The sequence below is a fragment of the Pseudomonas sp. PS01270 genome (genome assembly GCF_029959775.1).
Taxonomy (GTDB): domain Bacteria; phylum Pseudomonadota; class Gammaproteobacteria; order Pseudomonadales; family Pseudomonadaceae; genus Aquipseudomonas; species Aquipseudomonas atacamensis.
On record NZ_JASCPT010000067.1, the window covers coordinates 1 to 20,202 of the forward strand.

Sequence of the window (20,202 nt, forward strand, 5' to 3'; positions counted from 1 at the left end):
CGCGGAGTATCAGTCTTTATCAATTATTGACTGGACTACCGCATTCGCGAGCAGGCTCGCTCCCACATCTGTTATGTGTTGCTGATTAACCCCTCAGCGCTTTCCACAGCTTGCCTACGACCGAAACCACCGCCAACACCACAGCCCCGGCAATAATCCCCGCGACACCATTGAGCAGCATCGGCACGGCGAACCCGGCACTGCCCGCCGCTGCGCCAACACCTTCGATCCAGTGATGCAGCACCGGCACGCCGTGGGTCAGGATGCCGCCGCCGACCAGGAACATCGCCGCCGTGCCGACCACCGACAGGGTTTTCATCATGTACGGCGCGGCATTGAGAATGCCGCCGCCGATCTTTTTCGCCATCTGCCCGGGTTTCTGCGTCAGCCACAGCCCCAGGTCGTCGAGTTTGACGATGCCCGCCACCAAACCGTAAACGCCCACGGTCATGACAATGGCGATGCCGGACATGACGACCACTTGCTGAGTCAGCGAGGCATCTGCCACAGTGCCGAGAGTGATCGCAATGATTTCTGCCGAGAGCACGTTTAAGCCACCGAAAATATGCCCAATTCAAGGTACTTCGGGGGCTTCAGCTTAATATGTCCCTGTGCAGATAGCGAAACTGCACAAAGCCTTTGCAGCCTCCTCGAACTAACTCGGTAGGTCGCTGCGCTCAGAGACGCAGAACCATTACAAGATGCAATCACTTGACATCCGTACGTCTCAACTCAAGCACACAGAAAATCGTAAGTATTAAACGGGAGGCAGGTGATACGCACCTCGAGAGCAACGAGCCCCATTGCAAGACTTAAAATTAAGAGCAGAATTTTTTCAAGACCCGGAAATTCGAGTATCACCCAAGGGCAAAACCTCGGAATGGGATGTCCCCCCCTTATTTTTCAACCAGGTCTGGACTAATCGCACCAAAAATCGCAACGATTTACACGCTATATGCTGAACCTGTCGCCGCGACATTGAAATCCAAGAATGATGTAAGACTAGTCAATTTACTAAATATATCGCTATAGCATATACAATAAGATAAACTCCCAATCCACCTTTATCAAAGCTAGCTTACGGAGCTTTAAGCAATGCTCGTTTATGACCCACTAGATAAAACAGTGCGGGCCTGGTTTCATGCAGAAATCGAAGGTCCGTGCTTCGTCGCGACCATCACTTCCTTGGAAACCGGAGAGTCGAACCGAGCAGCGCTGCTGGAGTGTGCCTATACCCTTTATCGATACTTACTCTTCGCAAAGGGTGTAGAAATTAAGCATATACAAATGATGTGCCCGCCCTCGGTCAGCGGGAGGAGTCATTGGGTTTTAGAAGATTTGGTCAGTGTAACGATTGTTGAGGGGCTTGAATCACCAGGTAGCGCAGTCATGTATCGCACCAGTGAGTCGATGTACAAAATCGGAGAACTGGACCTGAGGAAAAAAAAGCGATCTCGGATTATCTATAGGGCCCAGCATCTTCAAGATCACGATTCAAAACCGAATCCTCAACGCCTAGCCTCGGGACTACTGCAGCTTTACGGCCCAATGCAGTAACACAGAGTGAACATCCCAACGGAACAAGCAATAACTACCCAGCCCCCTGCAAAAATCTCTATAGCGTATAGAGATTTTCGCTCAAGCAAGGCCTTATCGTTCCTTTTGCGGGAAAGCAAATGGAACTCAAAGAATCATTTGGAGAAACGGTCAAATCCATCCGTCGAGACAAGGGCCTTCCTCAGGGCGCGATAGGCACTAACCAAGGCTATATCAGTGAGGTTGAGGGCGGACTGAAGGCTCCAACACTGCCAAAAATAGTGGAGATTGCCAAAAACTTGGAGATCCATCCGCTCACACTACTGACTGCTGCTTACGAAAAAATGGGACCAGACAGTGCGGAGCAACTTCTAGCCAAGGTTGCATCTGAACTCAAAGGACTAAAAAAAATGCACCGCGGTTGATATTCATGTTCCAGGCAGTAGTACAGCAGTGCGCTACCGACCTACCAGGCTTTCGCTGAAAAACACTTTCACGCGCTCGGTGCACCGTATCAATGTTTCCCCGCGAGTACTCCCAAAGGCTCGAAGTCTGGACCATGGGCCAATGCTGCGTCCAGAAACCTATGAGCGGACTTCAAAGACCTCTTCGATAGCAAGCAGTGAGCGTTGACCTCATGTGAATTCTTAAAACGCCACTTGATGGCTTTATCCTTCCGCTTTCCTTTCATGGGGTCCTCGAGCGATTATTTTATAGGCAGGTATATTGTTGCCATGCACGTACCTGCTATGTAAAGCAAAATTAGCGCAATGACAACATAGAGTATGTCGCCAGTTTAAAGAATGGATAAATTAAAGCAAGCAGCGACACCTATATATCTTCGTCGATTTCCATTACCTGACAATAGAGGTGGCGATACAACATACTCAATCAGGTTGCAGCATACAGCAAAACATTTAAATTCCGAATACCAAACAATTAAAAAGCACTATAAAAAGCTGCCTCAAGCGTGCCTTAAACAGCCTTAACCGAAATCAACTCGAAATATTTGAACTTCAATTTTTTTGCTTCTTTTTTAGCCTCTAGCTCGGCAACCAACGAACTTAGAGTATTAACATCATAAACAAATAATTCCGCACTGCCTTCGAATTCCTTTGTAACGCTGAGCGTAACTCGTAACTTTTGAGACAAAAGCTTGGCTGGTTTTCGTGGCGCAGAGTGAGGCTTGGATGTTACCTCCTCGGTTGATTGTGGCTCAGGTGACGACGTAGGAACTGATTGATTAGGCGAGCCGAATAGGGCTCGACGCATTTCCTCTTCACTCAGCTTTATACTCATATTGTGTATCTCATCGTATTTAGAAATCGGTTTGAAAAACACTATAAGCCAGCGACAGCGGTGCGTTGCACAAGGTAAGTACGACAACCACTCTTGTTGAAATATTAAATATTCGCATGTGCTCGCTGTATTCGCAGATGATCTCAAGTCATATGGACAAACGTTATCTTACTAGAAGTATCATCCCGGCATAGTAAATAGGTTCCTGGGAGCCCCATCAAAAAAATGCACGCCAGTCGTCTGTCGACAACTTCGAGGTCAACGCGCACGCTTAGGAGTTTTACGCACGTCCTGAATGCCAATATCTGCATACCTTACAGGCATACACTCTCAATGCTCAAGGTGCTCAAGGTGCTCACGCGACTGACTCACCCACCAATAGCCGCCTCTCGACCGCAAATGCGCGCTCACTCAAGAGTCGCATCGTACTTATTTGAATTATTTTGGGCTGCAGACGGGAGAAAGCAACAATAAAGGTGCAACGATCTTCCGTTTACCAGTCTCCTTGATTATGCTGGCCCTTAGCTACAACACCTGAAAACCTAAGCGTCACTCACAATAAAACTGCACAGGGATGTTTATAGTGAAGTTCGATCTTAGACTCGCAATCAATAGTATTTCCGATGTAGTCATGAATCGACCCGCTCCGCTGCGAGAGTTCGACCAAATTTACATGAAGGTCGCCGACATGGTTGTCCAAGCGGAATACGTTGCGCGGGTGTTCGACGGCAAGAAAGTCATTTTCGTGGGAGACGGAGACGGAATCGCGCTTTCTGCAGCCCACCTGAAGGCACAAAAGGTTGTCGACTATGGCCCGTCCTCTATCACACTACTCGACTTTGACGAGCGTATCGTCAACTCGGTCCTGCGTTTTGGCGAAAAGCTGGCTCCTGACGTCCACATAACGGCTCAGCTTTACAATGTGGCTGATCCCCTACCTGAAGAGCACTTCGGTGCCTACGATGGTTTCCATATCAATCCGCCCTGGGGCGCGAGTAACGCTGGCCAAAGCGTGACCGCATTCTTGGAACGTGGCAGTCAGGCAACCCATCAAAAAGGTTTGGGCATCGTGGTAATCGCAGATGATCCCGATCTTCCGTGGACACAAGAAGTTCTCCGAGACACCCAAAAAAGAGCCATTGACTTGGGGTACGTCGTATCGGAAATGCTTCCCCAACTTCATCTTTACCACTTGGATGATGCCCCCGACTTACGTTCCTGCTCTTGCCTGTTTCGGCGGGTGCGGCCAGATTTGATGGAGACGGTTTCAAAACGACTGTCGACTGACCGGTTACGCAATTTTTATGGAAACAACAATCCTCTCACGTATAAATACGTGAGAGAAAAACCAAGTCTTAATGTCAATCGTGAAGCCGAACAGCGCTATTCACTTGAACACTACAAGGAGGTTCCAGATGCCTAATCCCCTGATTGATGGACAAGGTGTGATCTTCATGAAGGTAGGCCTCCATGCATCGGAGACTCTGGAAGATATCGTAAAAAGAAAGCAGCAGGAGTTTGAAGCTTCGGGTTCAATTTTCTGGGGATATGGCGGCAGCTCTTGCCATCCGCGCACCATGGTTCAACCGTTTGGACGAACGATGCAAGACGCTGGCAAGCATCTGCTTATCATAATGAATGAGATGAATTCAAAACACACGGCTCCGCCTGTAGCAGCTTCTGAATATTCAGAGGATGGTGTCGATTGGACTGCTGTACCTAAAGGAATTGAAGTACGCGGCTCGCGCTTTGCCTTGGTCCTAGACGAACTCAAAGTCGAAGAATTCGAAGTTGACCTCAATGCATTTGAGGTAGGTCTCGGGCAGTCCCGAGGAAAAATTGCCGCTGAGTACCTGAAGGGCCAAAACGATAAAGGCTGCCTGATTTATCACGAACCTCATATTCCGCCTCCCCCTGAGCAGCGGATAATTAAACAGATTGGTCTAATTGCAAGGGTAAAACCCCCGTACGCAGTCTTTTTAAGGGATTGAACGGAGAAATCACGGATGGGAAAAATCATCTATTTGACGGGCGCACCAGCCACCGGAAAATCCACATTGACCCGAAACTTGGCCGAAAAAGCGGACCAGGTAATGGTTTTTACCTACAGCAAGGAGCTTGCGAGGATCGTTTCGTCACGTGTGGGGGCCATTGACCAGAAGGACTTGCGCGAACAATCGGCCAAGTTGATCACTCGTGATGATGTGGAGGCGGTAGATGCCGAACTTGTACAACTGGCACAGCGATTCAAAAACCAAAACGGCTTCCTGATCATTGATTCGCACCCCGTGACGATAGAGAGTTTCGGCTTTCGGGTGACCCCTTTCACGAAGGAGATGCTGAGACAGCTGGCACCTGACGTAATCACCTGCTTATACGCCGATGCGCACACCCTGGCCAATCGTATCCAAGCAGATGCTGCAGGTCGTCCATTGCCGACCAAAACAGAGCTGGAGCGACATGTCGATCTTCAATGCAATCTGGCATCTGTGTATGCGTTTGAGACCGGCGCGTCGCTCTATTATCTTGACGCAGCCAGGGCGGAGGGAGAGCTGTTGGAAAACTTCATGCAGGTTTCCCGAATACCCCGCTCAATCTACTCAGACAGCGGCAGCTAAGGCGCAATCGGTACCGAACAGATCGAGGGTGTATGGAGCAATTAAGCCTGGCTTGCGCTTTCCACGCAGCAGCGAAACGAGGCGCCCCCAATCCTCAAGATTGCCATTCAATGATACTTCGCCAATGGACAAGACATCCCGAGGCGACAACAGCGTAGGGTCAGCCAACTGCACCGAGTAAGGCGCCTCCATATGGGCAACAAAACTCACGTCATATTTTTTAGCAACATTACCGCTGAGAGCAAACTCGGCATTTCGTACAACGGCAGTCACCTGAGACGCGCCTAGTGGCTTGTCGCTGGAGAAGTTTCTCAAACAAGCCGCAGTCACTTGCAGGTCCGTCCCCCTCCCCAGGCTATCAGTAGATTTACATACCAACGCATAGTGACTTGACTTGCGTCTACCCGAAGGCAAATCGGCGCGACTCGTAATCAAGACGTGGTCTGGAAGTGGCAGTGAATTGCCTTTGTTGTCAATCCAACTGTTCCAAACGAAAACATCTCCCGGGGTAACATCGATGCGCTTGGCCTTGCTGGACATCGGCGAAAACAACACCTTCATCTGCTCATCCATCGACATCGCCGCATCTCGGGCATTCTCACCCATGGATTGACCTATACCCCAGAAAAACAAACCACTACCCAGCTGACGCTCCCAGTCCTTGCGACGGATAATCAAATCAAGGCTTTCGCCTGATTCAACTCCCATTTTGGTCCAACAAAAAGTGGCAGGAATCATCAGTGGGGTACCAGGAGTATTTTAACGGCGCTAAGGGTACCAAACTCTAATTCACTTTGAAAATGAATTCACCTATAGTGAATATCATGAATAACATTGAAATCCAAGCGTCATACTCCAAGCTTGTCGAAGCGCTGAAACAAGATAGTCGTAGTGATGCCGAAATTGCTAGGAAAAGCGGGGTTTCACAACCGACGGTATGGCGTTTGCGCAGCGGCCAGCACTCCCGACTCCGATTCAGTGGCCAATTCAATAAGCTATATAAATTCTATGGCCTAAGTGAATTGAGAAGCCCCCCTGAAGAAGCTTCTATGGAGGAGCAACTCAAGAGTGCCATAATGACATTATGGGATGGTTCGGATGCACATGCCCGGGCGTTGATCAAGGTTATCCGGAGTCTGAAAGGGCTGAGTACGCGACAGCCTGATCATTCTGCCAAGCTAACCGCTGAAGGAGGTCGAAATGCCGGCCACACAAATTGACCGTATTTTTGGCGCACTGGAGTCCGCAGGTTACCCGCGGGACTTCCAGCAATCACTGTTGCCTGAATGGGTCACCAGCGAGATGCTACAGGACCAAGGTGCGACGCTTGAAGTGGCGTCTATCTTAGCGAAGCGATTGGGGTTGAGGGTTGCTCCTTTATTCTCCGATAACCCTGGCCTTGAGACGCTGCATCGACGAGATACGAAGTACAAACGATCCATTCCGAACAAATCCAAAAATCTCAGTGCTGCTACATCCTTGGCAATGTTTGTTGCCGAATCAGTTGCCTACTCAACCCCTTTCAGCTACACCCCCTTCCCTACAGATCCGCTGGAGCTTCGCGCAGAGATCCTGGGCACTGAGGGCGGCAATTGGCTAGGGCTGCGCAACCTGCTTCAAGCATGCTGGCGACATGGAGTACCTGTGATCTACTTGGATCATGTCGGGGACGGCCTGCCCAAAATGGATGGCATGGTGACCTTAATAGACGGTCGGCCGATCATTATCCTTTCAAAGAAAAGCACGTCCTGGGCTTGGCAACTGTTCATCATCGCCCACGAAATCGGACATTGCGCTCTGGGCCATATCGAACCAGACGAAATCCTGATTGATGAAGCGTTAGGGGAACAGTCGTATGCACTCGACGACCCTGATGAAGAAGAACAAGCCGCCGATCGATTTGCAATTACCCTGCTGAACGGAAGGGAAAATGCGACCTACGGCTCCGGCACCGCCAACATGTCGGCACGGGGGTTGGTAGAGGCTTCGGTCAACTATGGAAAAGCGAATCACGTGGATCCTGGTCATGTCGTGCTCAATTTCGCCAAGCACAACAATGCATGGCCGTTGGGCATGGCGGCGATAAAGATGCTCCAGGCAGGAGCTGCGCCTGCAGGAGCGGTAGTAAACGACCTGCTTTGGCGATGCATACGTGCAGATGTCCTTCCCGATGACACTACTGCACTGCTGCGCCGTGTGGCGCCAGCCGAATAGGATTTCGTATGGCGCTCAAACTCTTCGTAGACAATGACGTGATTTTGAAGCTGGCGCAGTATGGGCTGCTACATCGATTACTAGAACTATTCAGCGCACCAACCGGAACTACAGAGATCTTCGTACTAGACTCCGCCCGGTACAAACTTCTGCCCAAGCGTGGCCCACTTGAGTTGTGCAAAACAGAAAGTGCAGCGGCACAAATAACAGCCTTTCTGGACAGTGCAACAAAACTAACACCTGAGGCGATCGACCTTGAACTCGTTGAAGTGTTGAACGCAGCACCAGGCATCGACCCAGGTGAAGCCCTGCTGTTCGCCGGCGCAGCAAACAGTGAAGAAGGTAGAGTTTTAACCGGAGACAAGCGGGCTTTGTTAGGACTAGCAGAACAGGACCTTGAGCAGATCAGTCCACTGCTGAGCAACAAGGTCATAACGCTGGAGGCGTTGATTCAGGGGTTCGTTCGGCTCGACCACCACACCACTCAACATTGCATCAGAACCAACCCGCGCGTGGATAAAGCGCTGACAAACGTGTTTGGCGTATCTATAGCCGCTGCTGAAGAAAGCATTCATGCCGGCCTCGCCTCCTACGTCGGCCACGTACGAAAAGCTTTAGGACCTATCCTAAGCAGTGGCCCTCCTTTCGATTGACGCCGCCTTTATCTTTTTCCGATGGGAGTTTGCCTGTGGTACCCACTTACTAGCGTTGTGAGCGGTAATATGGCCAAAATCAAAACTTCTCGCTGGCGTTACAAACACCTTCGGCGCGGTTCGCCATCTGCAAGAAATACAACCTTCAGCTGTAGCCCAGTTCGTCGGCGGTGCAACTCACGACGGCACACTTCCATTGCACGCGCAGCCTAAGCTGCTTGGGCTACACCTAATCACTGTGGCTCGATCAACACAAAAGTTTGATCAGGCACCACTTCATAGGCGCTGGCAGCCAACCTTGCTGAATTCGGGATTTACGCCAAAGCTTTTTTTCAACTTTGATAGCTGTTGCCATTTGCTTTTGAGCGATGCGGCGCGTCTTCGCCCCAGGGATTCTCCCGACTGATGCCACATAAGTGTTAGTACTACGATCGCGGCGGGCGGCTCGGGCGATTGCTACCAAGAATCCATGATCGATGACAAGAGGCAGCGCAAAATGCCCGCCTGACCCGCTTGCTGATGGAATATTGGTCACATCCGCGAACTGCACTTTTGATTTAGCATAATTTAGGCGTTTCGCAGTAAACTTGAAACAGGCAGAGTCAGTGAGCACGAACAAGCTGTAGATAGCATGTTCTGGTAATGGACCACTTTCAATAAATTTAATTAGATCATGCATCGTCCGAGACTGCTCTAGCACAAAGGCAAGCCAAGGTTTTACATAAAAATCCCCACCGGCCGCTGCTGCGGCGATAAGCGGTGATTTTCCAAACTGGACAGACGCATTAACTGGTTGAACTATCTTCTTGGCCTTTTCCCTAGTCACCGCACCGCCAAAGGTCAAACGACTATCGGCAGAGAGAGAGTGGGTATCCCATACGATCGTTGTCATACTAAACGTGAACATCCATAAATTTTAGTGGTTCGTAAACTATTTGTGCGGCCGTGACCAGCCTCACTAATTCGCCAGTATTTCAGTCCATTATCTCCTTCACCAACCGGCCGAGAGCGATACCCAAATGCCAACTTCTACGCCGATACCAGACGATATGTCTATAGAAAAACCTTTAGTTTATTGGCTAGTCAATACCCTACGATCGCGAAACGCGTGTTGTTACGCATCAACGCCTCATTTATGGCTGTGGTTAGCGCAGCAAGTCAGGAAGGTCATATAGAAGTTTCATCGCGTCTGTCCACCCGACCTCAGAAAAAACCTTCAAAATTTCAACCAACCGGTGACGTCGGCCTTCGTCATCGAATATCAGACGATAATCGGCAATGTATCGTTGCAGAATTTCCACGACAGCGGTATTTCCCAAGCTCTCGTACTGATAGCCCTCCTCTTCACCACGTCCAAGTAATATCGCGTGAATTGCCTCGAATACCGCAACGGGATTACCTGGAATCAGGAACCCGTACAATCCAATCAGATAATACAGTGTCGACGGTTGGCGCGAGCGGGCAATTAAGCGCAGTTCCCCTTCATAATCAATTAGGAATTTCGCCATCGCCGCAGCATCGGGTAAACCCGGACTGTCATGTTGATCGCTGGCATGGGCGCCGGAGCCGAAATACAGTTGATTCATTGCATGATGGATGCTTAGTTCCGCTGCATCGTACCGCAGTCCAGCCGACTTCTTTTCTGCCTCGACAGCGTCGGATTGAAGTGCACCGTACGCCTCGGCGGCGACGAGCGTTGATGAGTTGAGGACAAGTGCGAGACAGTCCTGTGCACGGTCGCACGCTGAATACTCCTCCGCATTGGCCTTGGCGGCATAACGCCGAAATAGTGCACCGCGCAAACAGGAGGAGAAATGATTGAGCAATGCGCCCACACGCTCGGGTTCACCCGCCCAGTCTTCAAGCCACACACGCGCAAGCGCACGCCCTTGGCGAACATACAACTCCATTGCCAGGCTACCTACGGCTTCGAGCAAGTCATTACGCCCTGCAGTGTCCTGATCAAACTCGCAATGGATACGCACCTGGAGAATTTGTAGCACCTTCTCGCAGCGGTCTATTTCCGAATGAATGAAGGGCCGCAAAGCATGGTTGAGGTAGGAAGCGATTATCTCGGAATGAGTCTCCTGCTGAGCGATGCGCTCCCCCATTTCCCACATGCGATCTGGACTCACGGCAGCGAGAAGTTGAAGATCCTGCGCCACCTGGAGCCGAACTGCAGGCTCTGGATCGGAGAGAAATACCTCAAGCCGATCAAAGAGGACCGAGTGTTGCTCGGCGAAACGCGCCGCAAACGATATCGACGCGTTAGCGGCAAATACACGCACGTCCCCATGCCCCCACCTAATACTCATGATATCGCCTCCTTCGCCGCTGGGTACCGACTGGACGCAAGCCGCTCCAGAAGCTCGAGCATGACGACAACGTCCGGCAGGCCATGCGTGCCAGGTGAATAATTAGGGCTGGAAGCGACCCGTCCGACAGCCTGTGTGAAATACCCCCAAGCCGCTCGATCCACCTGATCCTGCAGGCCTGGATGGGCATCAATTAACGCTAAAAGCGCGGAGGCTTCACGCCATAAAACCGTGAGTTCGGTTGACTCGCAATCAACAGGTGTCTGCTCGACAAGGGCATGAAGCGCGTTAGATGCGTCAAACACCTCCCGGTTGGGCCCCGCTTCGACGTCAGCACCGGCGTTGCGCACTTGGTTGAGGATAAAATCGTCAATATTGAAATCGGCCTGATAGCCGGTGCGCCTTTGGAACGCCTGCTTTGTGTTCAGAAGGTCCTCGCTCTCCAGTTCAGCGCGCAAGGTTTTCGTCGCGTACAGCTCGAGCAAGTCGTCTGGCACCGACCCCAAGATGCCGCCAAGAATACGATGCCAGTGAAGCCTGTCCTTTTCAGATTTGAAGCGATTTTCATCAGTGGCCATCACTTCAAAATTCAGGCGCGCCTCGCAAGTTTGTGTCGGCCAAGCTGCCGCAACAAAGCGAGCCGCTTCGCGATAAACGCACCGATTCTCAAAAAAATCCGGCCGTTCAATAAGGGGCCACAGTAAATGACCCACCTCCTGAGGACGCTCACTGCCGATGCCAAATATGCGTGTCCATATTGACGCGGTGGCATAAGCACATGAGGCCGCCGCAACGCTGGCTTCAAAAGCCGCGGTGTCACAGCCACGCAAGAAACATACATAGTGGTGCAGCAGGTCGTCTTCTTTGTTGTGACCAGGTGCTTTTTCCTGATCCCAGGGAGTGGGCTCATATTTATAGCCGCGTAATTCGATCGTCGTCGCACCGAGATTGATCTGCTCGGCATCTCCCCTCCCAAAGCCACGGACGTCGCATTTGCCCAACAAGCCAGCAATCAAAGCTCGCGTGCCATGGTAGGAAGAAATTGCAAGCACCTTGCCCATTGCCGTTCCAAGATGCCACTGGCAATGCGCAAAATCCTGCTGCCGATTAGATGTGAGCGGCATAATTCGACTACGTTGCCCTCCGAACCACGACGCAGTGTTGTCGTTGATTTCCTGACCGTAAAGCGCGGCAAAGATTTCGATTGTGAAATCGGGGTCAACCCGCGTGATCGGCACAATCTGTTCTGCGAGCCATGTGGCCTCTTGATCGGCATGTTGGGAGAAATGGGGCTCTCGCAGAATTCGATCGAGCAACACACGCGATGCGGTCGGATCCGACGCAAAACTCTTACCGACGAAGCGGATAGCACTGACGCTGTTTCCGGCTAGGGATAACGAAGGTGTCCACGCCAATTGCAATAATAGGCGCGCCGCCTGGCCGAATATCTGTTGAAACGCGGCGTCCTCAAAATCACCTCTATCGAACAACGTATGAAGCAAAACGCGAGCGGGATGAACCAACGCGCGCTCACCGCTTGTAAGCAACGCGAGCGCAAGCCGGCCCCACGCGATCGCTACTTGGGATGTAAGGCAACGGCTCGGTTCAGACACAATTTTGGAAAAAAAGGCAAGACGCGTGGCCAATGGTGCGAGCCAAGGCTCGGCAGGAGATCCGACAACGAGTGCCACCAGCCCGGCAATATCTTGTTCGGCTTCAATATTTTCGACCACGATTCGCAGTGCGACGTTTCCGAGAACGGGGTCAATGCTGTTCGCCTGGAAAATGCCAGTGATCAGTTTCCAGCTGAGGGATCGCCCGGCATTGTCGGCGCGCCAAAGTTGTTCGACGGCGAAACGCAGTGCAGGGGCCAGTAACAGTGCAATCGTAGTGTCGCCCGCCAGCTGCGCAAGCAAAGCATCGGGATCATCCCATTCAAGATAGAAGCGTCCAGCAATATGATCGAACAGCACATGATGCACGAAGCTGACCAAGTCACCTGACTCAGTAAGCACGCCGCTCTGGATAACCGCATCCAGAGCACTATGCCCAATAGTGACCTTACGCACCGACAGACGCCGGCGAGTGGCCATGACGGTCACTGTCGCAACAGCGGCCTGCTGCAGCGGAGTACTGGTAAGCCGCGCGTCTGCGTAGAGGTTGATCAACTCCAACTGGGTACGAATTGCACGGAATGCCGCTACATCGGTTCCGTCGGCGAGCAACTGTGCCGCGAGGGATAAGTTGAAGATGTTTCGCAGTAGCGCTGACAACTTCGGCGGGGCCGATCTGAGCAGAGTACCCAGTTCCAGCGACGCTGCTCCCACACTGGCGAGATCTGTTTCACTCAGGCGCGGTACCAGGAAGTGACGCACAGCCGACAGCCCGCTGTCGGCATGATTAGAGTCGGCGGCCACCCCGAAAAATGCTTGTTTGAAGCGTCTGCCGTTCCTGAGGTCGAAAGTGCGAATTGACGCGACAACAATCCAGTCTTCCGAAAGTTGTTGACGCACATTTTCAATCAAAGTGGCGAACACTCCCTCGGATGGCGCGCCTCGGGCAGCATCGAGTGCATCTATGAAGAGAATCTTGTGGCCCCCGCCGGGCATGGCTGCCAGCGTTTCAACTAATGGGTGCGTGAGTCCGATTTCGGATGCAAGATCCGCAGCGATAGCGACGCCGGGAAAACGGTCGAGCGAGAGAAAAATCACTGTATCGCCAGCGTCGGCGATCGTTGCGGCAGCATGAATCAGCGAACCGGTTTTTCCTGCGCCCGGCTCGCCGATGACAAGTAGCGATCCGGCTAAAATGGCGGCTATCAGGGGAGCATCGCTCTCTCGCGCAATGGATGCGCCCCTACCCAGCGGCAACTGCCCATGTATGGCTAATCGCGCGAGTTCATTTTTGGTCACTGCACGTAACCTGGCGACGTCCGCTTCGAAGCCAGGGGCACCAATGTCATTATGTCCGCGACGGCGCAGCGCTCGCAGCAACCCATCGCGGTCGGCGGGTGCGCCACTGCTAATCAGGTCACGCATGACGCCCTCAAGATCACGAAGCGGCGCATCACCCGCCACCTCACTTCCGTACAGAGCACGACCAAGCAGTTGAGAAACCTCCCGCCAATCGCTGTCACCTTGGTCCATAGTGAAACGTGAGATACGGAAGATACGGGCCAGATCCGTTAGATCGCCATCGTCAGGTGGACCACCACGGTGTGCAGTCCAGGCTGGCGAAGCAATGCCCTCGAATACGCCAAGGGCGTCGCGCTCAGCCTGGTTGCGCTGGAGGCGGGTCACTGCCCAACTCCCGCCGAGGTCGAACGCTCGACAACCTGATTCAAGGTCATCCAGCGATCGTGGCGCGTCAGCGCGCACCGCAAGCAGCGCGACATTACGGTTCAGGTCGGGAAGGCCGTCCCCCGCCTTTGCGTCGGCCACCCAACGAGCTAATTGTCCAACGGTTTTGTAAAGCGGCGCACCGGAACCTGAACTTAGGCTTGCGCGAGTTTTACACTGAAGATGAAGCGAACCACCATCCGACTGCGACACCTCGATGTCATCAAGGCTTTCCCCGGTCTCAAGACGGACAGCAACCGGCAACGCCTGATGGTTGATGCCAAACCGGCTGCCGACTGGCGCGCGAACGAGAATGTGCACGGCGAACCAAGTGGCGACCGCAGCCTGAAAAGCCAGACCGGCCTCTGCGGCACGTCCACCAGCGCGCATCGGGGCTGGTGACGCCGAGGGTGCCTGTTCAATAGTCATTGAAACGCCTCAAGCAAAAAAATATGGGATTGAACCCTCTACGTCATTCAAAGCACGGACCAATGTGCATTGCTTTAACGGCGTTCAGGACGGTCACGCTAGGCAATACTTGTCGACTAATTCAGGGTGACCGGCTTACCGAGCGGGTAAGATCATAGGTAAGGTCGTTGCTGAAGACCACTTGCCGGATACTGTAGGACAAAGGCCGGTCATGATGGAGGTGTCCATGGTTGTTGAAATCATGCGCGGGCATATTTATGTAGCTTACAGGCAGCATCTGGAAGCCATGCTGCATATTCCCGTGGATGCGTCGCCTCAGACTATCCACGAATTGATCGAAGCGGGTTTTGCCGCCGCGACTGTTAAGGCGCTTTATGATGTTGGCGCATTAGCTAAGCAGGCACGGGACCAGATCATGTCACCCAGAGCGCTGAAAATGAGATTGACCCGCGCGCAACGCTTAACCGTGGCCGAGAGTGATCGCCTGTTTCGTGTTGTCCATATCTTGGCCATGTCTGAGGCATTTTTTGGAGATAGGGAAAAGTCGAAACGCTGGCTAACCAAGCCCAAAGGTCGATTATCAGGCAACAGCCCAGTCAGTCTGCTGTCAACCATGCCGGGAACTCGCCTGGTAGAGGAAATGCTGATTCAGGGGGTAGAAGGATTGGCGCTTTGATTTGACTGAAGATTCCTAATTTTCCAGCCAACCCGATTTTACCTTTGACTGCTTCAAACTCGAATGGGGCGTTGAATGAGAAAGTCGACGACGGAACAGCAGGGAACTCTTTTCGACTGTAATGCTTAAATGGATAACATATGACCACCAAATTGCATTGCCGCTGACAGGCATTTGCATTCGTGGCGACCACCGTCTGCCTCCGGTTGACCATGCACACACAAGAGACGACCGGCAGGACGGGGCCAGAAGTGGACAGTCGCCGCCACAGTATCGGCGACTGCGCACACTCGACAACGACCAGGTGCTAGAAAGTTTTGGTATGAGAGCGGCGTTCTCGTAGCATAGCGTCCGCTTAAAAAGGCTACAAAATGGTGTCGACTTTAGTTGGACTAAAGTCGCCCCAAGTGAACGGGTTCAACAAGATGCGTTGCCCGTTCGGATTGCTCTAACTACGCTGCATTGCGCAAGATTTATACTAAAAATCTCAAGGCTTTTTTAGGATCTATTCAGTAAATCGCCGCAACGTCTCCACCGCCACTATTCCACCCTCCTCCCAACGCTTTATAGATCGCGACGATGCCGCGGTACTGATCGGTTTCACCCAAAGCTTGGGCATCTTCGGCGTTGAGTCGCTCGCGCTGCGCATCCAGCAACACCAGATAATCCACCGTCCCTTCCTTGTACTGAATCGCGGCAAGGTCGGCGGCGGCACGGCTCGACTCACTCTGCTTGATCAACGACAACAAACGCTGTTGGCGTTTGCCATAGTCGCTGAAAGCGTTTTCAGATTCTTCCAGCGCCAGCAGCACTTGCTGCTCATAGGTGGCCAGGGCGCCTTCGGCATTGGCGTCGGCACCACGGATGCGGGCCCGCACGCTGCCCAGGTCAAATGCCGCCCAGGTAATGCTCGGACCCAAGCTCCAAACCCGGGCGGCGCTGGAGCCAATCTGTGAACCACGGCCGGCGGTGAAGCCGAGGAAGCCGCTCAGGCTCACCCGCGGGAACAAGTCGGCGGTGGCCACCCCAATCTCCGCAGTGGCCGACGCCAACCTGCGCTCGGCGGCGAGCACATCAGGACGCCGGCGCAGCAGCTCAGCGGGATCACCGATCGGCAGCGCTTTGGCGATGGCCGGCAACTCGGCGGGACTCAACGAAACACTCAATGCATTCGGGCGTTCGCCCAACAGCGTGGCGATGCGGTTTTTCTGCCGCACCTGCTCCGCTTGCAGTTGCGGGACCGTGGCTTCTACCGCCGCCAGACGGGCGTCGGCACGCACCACGTCAAGCTCATTGCCCACGCCGGCATCACGCAGGCTGACCGTCACATTGCGCGAATCCTGCTGATTCTTCAGGTTCGCCAAGGCGATTTTCTCCCTCAGTTGCGCACCTCGCAGCTGCCCATAGGCATCCACCAATTCGGCGATCATAGTCACGCGAAGCTGATACAAGTCCGCTGCGGCGGCGTCTTCCTGGGCGTCGCTGGATTCCAGTTGGCGCTGGATCCGGCCAAACAGGTCGACTTCCCAGGCCATGTCCAGCCCCAGGTCGTAGCGTTCCTGATGGACCCGGTTTTCGGTCTGGCCGGGCACTTGGCCCTTTCCTTGTTGGCTGCTGACGCGGCTGGTAACCACCGGCAAATTGTCGTTGCTGACGTCATCCCGAATCGCCCGGGCCGCTTTCCAGCGGGCGAAGGCCACGCGCAGATCACGGTTGCCTTCCAGGGATTTGCTCACCAACTGGTTGAGCGTGGGGTCATCGAACTGCTGCCACCACACCGTTTCAAACCGCGATTGATCGTAGTGCCCGCCCTGGATCGACACGATAGTGGCCGGCGCGGTGTCAGGCGTCTTGTAGTCGGGACCGACCGTGCACGCGGCGAGCGCAACGACCAAAAGGCTGGGTAAAAAAAGCTTCAAGGTGTTCATCAGTGTGCCTCCGGATTCAATGCGGTTGTTGGGTGAACCTTGGCGACCTTGCGCGCGTTTTTGCGCTCAATGGAGCGACGAATCAAAACGAAGAACACCGGCGTCAGCAGCAAGCCGAAGAAAGTTACGCCGAGCATCCCGGAGAACACCGCAACCCCCATCGCCCGGCGCATTTCAGAGCCGGCACCGCTGGACGTCACCAGCGGAATCACACCCATGATGAAGGCGAACGAGGTCATCAGGATCGGCCGCAACCGCATGCGGCAAGCCTCCAGCACCGCGTCCAGCGGCGACATGCCCTGCTCCTGTTTGTCCTTGGCGAACTCGACGATCAGGATCGCGTTTTTGCAGGCCAGGCCAACCAGCACAATCAGGCCGATCTGGGTAAAGATGTTGTTGTCGCCCTTGGAAATGATCACCCCGGCAATCGCCGACAGTAGAGTCATCGGCACGATCAGGATCACAGCCAATGGCAGGCTCCAGCTTTCATACAACGCCGCCAGGACCAGGAACGCCAACAACACGCAGAGCGGGAACACCAGCAACGCCGTGTTGCCTGACAGGATCTGTTGGTAGGTCAGGTCGGTCCATTCGTAGGTCATGCCATTCGGCAGTTCTTCTTTCAGCAGCTTTTCAATCGCCGCCTGGGCTTGGCCGGAGCTGTAGCCTGGCGCGGCACTGCCGTTGATTTCGGCGGTGACGAAACCGTTGTAGTGCGAGACGCGGTCAGGTCCCGAACTCGGACTGACCTTGACGAAGGTAGCCAGCGGGATCATCTCGCCGTGGTCATTGCGCACTTTCAATTGGCCGATCTGTTCCGGCTCCTGGCGGAACTGTTGTTCGGCCTGCACGTTGACCTGATACGTCCGCCCGAAACGGTTGAAGTCGTTGGCATACAAGGAGCCCAAATACACCTGCAACGTGTCGAAGATGTCGTTGATCGCCACGCCGTGGGTCTTGGCTTTTTCCCGGTCAATGGCGGCCTCGACCTGCGGTACGTTGACCGTGTAACTGGTGAACAGGTTGGCCAGTTCCGGAACGCTGCGGCTCTTGCCGATGATGTTCATGGTCTCTTTGTACAGTTCGTCGTAACCAAGGTTGCCCCGGTCTTCAATCTGCAAGCGGAACCCGCCGATGGTGCCCAGGCCTTGAACCGGCGGTGGCGGGAACACCGCAATGTAGGCGTCCTGGATGCCGCCAAACTTGGCGTTCAGCGATGCAGAAATCGCCCCGGCGGACAGGCTCGGATCCTTACGCTCATCAAACGGTCGCAAACCGATGAAGGCGATGCCGGCATTCGGGCTGTTGGTGAAGCCATTGATCGACAGGCCCGGGAAGGCCACGGCGCTGTCGAAGCCCGGCTCGTTCATGGCGATGCTGCTCATGCGGCGGATCACGTTTTCGGTGCGATCCAGGCTGGCGGCGTCCGGCAACTGGGCGAAGGTCACCAGGTACTTTTTGTCCTGAGTCGGAACGAAACCGGTGGGCGTGGTGCTGAACCCCAGGTACGTCATCGCGATCAGGCCGGCATAAACCAGCAACGCCACGCTACTGCCACGAATGACTTTGGCCACGGCAATCACGTAGCCATGGCTGGCCTTATCGAAGAAGCGGTTGAACGGTTTAAACAGCCAGCCGCCCAGCAGGCGATCCAGCACTTTGGAGAAACGGTCCTTCGGCGCGCCGTGGGCCTTGAGCAACACGGCGGCCAACGCCGGCGACAAGGTCAGCGAGTTGAACGCCGAGATCACGGTCGAGATGGCAATGGTCAGTGCGAACTGCTTGTAAAACTGCCCGGTCAGGCCCGAGATAAACGCTGCGGGCACAAACACCGCACACAGCACCAGCGCCGTAGCGATGATCGGACCGGTCACCTCGCCCATGGCTTTTTTGGTCGCCTCGACCGGTTCAAGCCCCGACTCGATGTTCCGCTCGACGTTCTCCACCACCACGATCGCATCATCGACCACGATCCCGATCGCCAGGACCAGGCCGAACAGCGACAGCGCATTCAGCGAAAACCCGAACAGGTGCATCACGGCAAACGTACCGATCAGCGACACCGGCACTGCGACCAACGGAATGATCGACGCGCGCCAGGTTTGCAGGAACAGGATGACCACCAGCACAACCAGGATCAATGCTTCGAACAAGGTGTGCACCACGGCTTCAATCGAACTGCGCACGAAGATCGTCGGGTCATAAACGATCTCGTAGTCCATGCCTTCCGGGAAGCTTTTCTTCAGCTCCGCCATCTTCGCCCGCACCTGGTTGGAGATGTCGATTGCATTCGAGCCCGGGCGCTGGAAGATCGGCATCGCCACCGCTTCCTCGTTATTGAGCAAGGCGCGCAAGGCGTACTGGTTGGAACCCAGTTCGACCCGGGCAATGTCTTTCAGGCGCGTGATTTCGCCGTCCGGACCGCTGCGGATGATGACGTTCTCGAACTCTTCTTCGCTGACCAACCGCCCTTGGGAGTTGATCGACATCTGGAAGCTCGTGGCATTCGGTGCAGGCGGCGAACCCAGTTGCCCGGCGGCGACCTGACGATTCTGCTCACGCACTGCGTTGACCACGTCGGTCGCGGTCAGATTGCGCGAAGCGGTCTTGTTCGGGTCGAGCCAGATACGCAGCGAGTAATCACCAATACCGAACATCTTCACGTCACCAATACCGTCCAGACGCGCCAGCTCATCCTTGACGTTGAGGATCGCGTAGTTCGACAGGTAGAGCATGTCGTAGCGCTTGTCCGGCGATACCAAATGCACCAGTAACGTCAGCTCCGGAGACGCCTTGTCGACAGTGATGCCGATACGCGTCACTTCCTCGGGCAGCTTAGGTTCGGTGCGGGTCACACGGTTCTGCACCTGGACTTGGGCGTTGTCCAGATCAGTGCCCAGGGCGAACGTCACGGTGAGGGTGAGTCGGCCATCCGCCGTGGATTGCGAGGACATGTACAACATGTTCTCGACGCCGGTGATGGCTTGCTCCAGAGGCGCCGCTACAGTTTCACCAATGACTTTCGGGTTGGCGCCGGGGTAGTTGGCGTGGACGACCACGGTGGGTGGCACCACTTCTGGGTATTCGCTGATCGGTAACTGGAACAGCGAGATCGCGCCGGCAATCAGGATAAGCAGCGACAGCACCGCCGCGAAGATCGGTCGCGTGATAAAGAACTGGGAAAACTTCATATCGG

16 protein-coding genes and 1 pseudogene are annotated in these 20,202 nt (G+C 54.0%); 9 read left to right on the plus strand and 8 right to left on the minus strand.

The window, feature by feature from the left end:
* Positions 1 to 85: 85 nt before the first annotated feature.
* Positions 86 to 547 (minus strand): annotated as a pseudogene (locus QMX86_RS17990) (DUF808 family protein); the annotation flags it as partial.
* A gap of 548 nt (positions 548 to 1,095) precedes the next feature.
* Between QMX86_RS17990 and QMX86_RS17995 the strand changes: the two are divergent.
* Both QMX86_RS17995 and QMX86_RS18000 read left to right on the plus strand, forming a co-directional pair.
* Positions 1,096 to 1,557 (plus strand): hypothetical protein, encoded by a 462-nt coding sequence (locus tag QMX86_RS17995; protein WP_008433988.1) that lies wholly within the window; start codon positions 1,096 to 1,098, stop codon positions 1,555 to 1,557.
* Between the two features lie 119 nt (positions 1,558 to 1,676).
* Entirely contained in the window at positions 1,677 to 1,961 is a 285-nt protein-coding gene (locus QMX86_RS18000; RefSeq protein WP_008433987.1) for a helix-turn-helix transcriptional regulator, read from the plus strand.
* A gap of 550 nt (positions 1,962 to 2,511) precedes the next feature.
* Here the strand turns inward: QMX86_RS18000 and QMX86_RS18005 are convergent.
* Positions 2,512 to 2,835, minus strand: a complete 324-nt coding sequence (locus QMX86_RS18005) for a hypothetical protein (protein WP_083853200.1) — start codon at positions 2,833 to 2,835, stop codon at positions 2,512 to 2,514.
* 574 nt (positions 2,836 to 3,409) lie between these two features.
* Between QMX86_RS18005 and QMX86_RS18010 the strand changes: the two genes are divergently transcribed.
* The 3 genes from QMX86_RS18010 to QMX86_RS18020 are packed head-to-tail and all read left to right on the plus strand — an operon-like array spanning position 3,410 to position 5,453.
* Positions 3,410 to 4,258 carry a bis-aminopropyl spermidine synthase family protein gene (locus tag QMX86_RS18010; RefSeq protein WP_008433985.1) on the plus strand — a complete coding sequence of 283 codons (849 nt, stop codon included), beginning with the start codon at positions 3,410 to 3,412 and terminating at the stop codon, positions 4,256 to 4,258.
* Entirely contained in the window at positions 4,251 to 4,826 is a 576-nt protein-coding gene (locus tag QMX86_RS18015) for a hypothetical protein (RefSeq protein ID WP_008433983.1), read from the plus strand. The genes QMX86_RS18010 and QMX86_RS18015 overlap by 8 nt, the downstream gene beginning before the upstream one ends.
* Before the next feature lie 15 nt (positions 4,827 to 4,841).
* Positions 4,842 to 5,453 carry an ATP-binding protein gene (locus tag QMX86_RS18020; RefSeq protein ID WP_008433981.1) on the plus strand — a complete coding sequence of 204 codons (612 nt, stop codon included), beginning with the start codon at positions 4,842 to 4,844 and terminating at the stop codon, positions 5,451 to 5,453.
* Here the strand turns inward: QMX86_RS18020 and QMX86_RS18025 are convergent.
* Complete coding sequence (locus tag QMX86_RS18025) at positions 5,436 to 6,191, minus strand: hypothetical protein (protein ID WP_008433979.1); 756 nt, start codon at positions 6,189 to 6,191, stop codon at positions 5,436 to 5,438. The two genes, QMX86_RS18020 and QMX86_RS18025, sit on opposite strands and share 18 nt — an antisense overlap.
* An 86-nt stretch (positions 6,192 to 6,277) precedes the next feature.
* Between QMX86_RS18025 and QMX86_RS18030 the strand changes: the two genes are divergently transcribed.
* From QMX86_RS18030 to QMX86_RS18040, 3 genes are read left to right on the plus strand one after another with little or no spacing between them, the layout of a single operon-like run.
* On the plus strand, positions 6,278 to 6,673 hold the full coding sequence (locus QMX86_RS18030; protein WP_202948676.1) for an AsnC family protein: 396 nt from the start codon (positions 6,278 to 6,280) through the stop codon (positions 6,671 to 6,673).
* Positions 6,654 to 7,667 carry an ImmA/IrrE family metallo-endopeptidase gene (locus QMX86_RS18035; RefSeq protein ID WP_008433977.1) on the plus strand — a complete coding sequence of 338 codons (1,014 nt, stop codon included), beginning with the start codon at positions 6,654 to 6,656 and terminating at the stop codon, positions 7,665 to 7,667. Before QMX86_RS18030 ends, QMX86_RS18035 begins: the two co-directional genes overlap by 20 nt.
* A gap of 8 nt (positions 7,668 to 7,675) precedes the next feature.
* A complete protein-coding gene (locus tag QMX86_RS18040) occupies positions 7,676 to 8,320 on the plus strand; it encodes a hypothetical protein (RefSeq protein ID WP_008433975.1) in 645 nt (214 codons plus the stop codon).
* A gap of 247 nt (positions 8,321 to 8,567) precedes the next feature.
* Here QMX86_RS18040 and QMX86_RS18045 read toward each other — a convergent pair whose 3' ends face one another.
* The 3 genes from QMX86_RS18045 to QMX86_RS18055 form a co-directional block, all read right to left on the minus strand.
* Positions 8,568 to 9,212, minus strand: coding sequence for a hypothetical protein (locus QMX86_RS18045; protein ID WP_157222836.1), 645 nt, complete (start codon positions 9,210 to 9,212; stop codon positions 8,568 to 8,570).
* Between the two features lie 253 nt (positions 9,213 to 9,465).
* The gene (locus QMX86_RS18050; RefSeq protein ID WP_032899226.1) at positions 9,466 to 10,635 is read right to left on the minus strand and encodes a hypothetical protein; all 1,170 of its coding nucleotides are present in this window, start codon (positions 10,633 to 10,635) and stop codon (positions 9,466 to 9,468) included.
* Positions 10,632 to 14,402: an ATP-binding protein gene (locus QMX86_RS18055; RefSeq protein WP_157222835.1), complete on the minus strand. Its 3,771-nt coding sequence runs from the start codon at positions 14,400 to 14,402 to the stop codon at positions 10,632 to 10,634. The genes QMX86_RS18050 and QMX86_RS18055 overlap by 4 nt, the downstream gene beginning before the upstream one ends.
* 226 nt (positions 14,403 to 14,628) lie before the next feature.
* On the opposite strand from QMX86_RS18055, the gene QMX86_RS18060 reads away from it, so the two are divergent.
* A complete protein-coding gene (locus QMX86_RS18060; RefSeq protein WP_032899223.1) occupies positions 14,629 to 15,078 on the plus strand; it encodes an antitoxin Xre/MbcA/ParS toxin-binding domain-containing protein in 450 nt (149 codons plus the stop codon).
* Positions 15,079 to 15,587: 509 nt separating this feature from the next.
* Here the strand turns inward: QMX86_RS18060 and QMX86_RS18065 are convergent.
* Together QMX86_RS18065 and QMX86_RS18070 are read right to left on the minus strand one after the other, a co-directional pair.
* Entirely contained in the window at positions 15,588 to 17,006 is a 1,419-nt protein-coding gene (locus tag QMX86_RS18065) for a TolC family protein (protein ID WP_008433970.1), read from the minus strand.
* On the minus strand, positions 17,006 to 20,197 hold the full coding sequence (locus QMX86_RS18070) for an efflux RND transporter permease subunit (protein WP_008433968.1): 3,192 nt from the start codon (positions 20,195 to 20,197) through the stop codon (positions 17,006 to 17,008). Before QMX86_RS18070 ends, QMX86_RS18065 begins: the two co-directional genes overlap by 1 nt.
* Between the last annotated feature and the right edge of the window lie 5 nt (positions 20,198 to 20,202).

Excerpts from the sequence above, each read along its gene's own strand:
- QMX86_RS17995 (WP_008433988.1), top strand. The coding sequence starts at position 1,096 with ATGCTCGTTTATGACCCACTAGATAAAACAGTGCGGGCCTGGTTTCAT.
- QMX86_RS18000 (WP_008433987.1), top strand. The coding sequence starts at position 1,677 with ATGGAACTCAAAGAATCATTTGGAGAAACGGTCAAATCCATCCGTCGA.
- QMX86_RS18005 (WP_083853200.1), bottom strand. The coding sequence starts at position 2,835 with ATGAGTATAAAGCTGAGTGAAGAGGAAATGCGTCGAGCCCTATTCGGC.
- QMX86_RS18010 (WP_008433985.1), top strand. The coding sequence starts at position 3,410 with ATGTTTATAGTGAAGTTCGATCTTAGACTCGCAATCAATAGTATTTCC.
- QMX86_RS18015 (WP_008433983.1), top strand. The coding sequence starts at position 4,251 with ATGCCTAATCCCCTGATTGATGGACAAGGTGTGATCTTCATGAAGGTA.
- QMX86_RS18020 (WP_008433981.1), top strand. The coding sequence starts at position 4,842 with ATGGGAAAAATCATCTATTTGACGGGCGCACCAGCCACCGGAAAATCC.
- QMX86_RS18025 (WP_008433979.1), bottom strand. The coding sequence starts at position 6,191 with ATGATTCCTGCCACTTTTTGTTGGACCAAAATGGGAGTTGAATCAGGC.
- QMX86_RS18030 (WP_202948676.1), top strand. The coding sequence starts at position 6,278 with ATGAATAACATTGAAATCCAAGCGTCATACTCCAAGCTTGTCGAAGCG.
- QMX86_RS18035 (WP_008433977.1), top strand. The coding sequence starts at position 6,654 with ATGCCGGCCACACAAATTGACCGTATTTTTGGCGCACTGGAGTCCGCA.
- QMX86_RS18040 (WP_008433975.1), top strand. The coding sequence starts at position 7,676 with ATGGCGCTCAAACTCTTCGTAGACAATGACGTGATTTTGAAGCTGGCG.
- QMX86_RS18045 (WP_157222836.1), bottom strand. The coding sequence starts at position 9,212 with ATGACAACGATCGTATGGGATACCCACTCTCTCTCTGCCGATAGTCGT.
- QMX86_RS18050 (WP_032899226.1), bottom strand. The coding sequence starts at position 10,635 with ATGAGTATTAGGTGGGGGCATGGGGACGTGCGTGTATTTGCCGCTAAC.
- QMX86_RS18055 (WP_157222835.1), bottom strand. The coding sequence starts at position 14,402 with ATGACTATTGAACAGGCACCCTCGGCGTCACCAGCCCCGATGCGCGCT.
- QMX86_RS18060 (WP_032899223.1), top strand. The coding sequence starts at position 14,629 with ATGGTTGTTGAAATCATGCGCGGGCATATTTATGTAGCTTACAGGCAG.
- QMX86_RS18065 (WP_008433970.1), bottom strand. The coding sequence starts at position 17,006 with ATGAACACCTTGAAGCTTTTTTTACCCAGCCTTTTGGTCGTTGCGCTC.
- QMX86_RS18070 (WP_008433968.1), bottom strand. The coding sequence starts at position 20,197 with ATGAAGTTTTCCCAGTTCTTTATCACGCGACCGATCTTCGCGGCGGTG.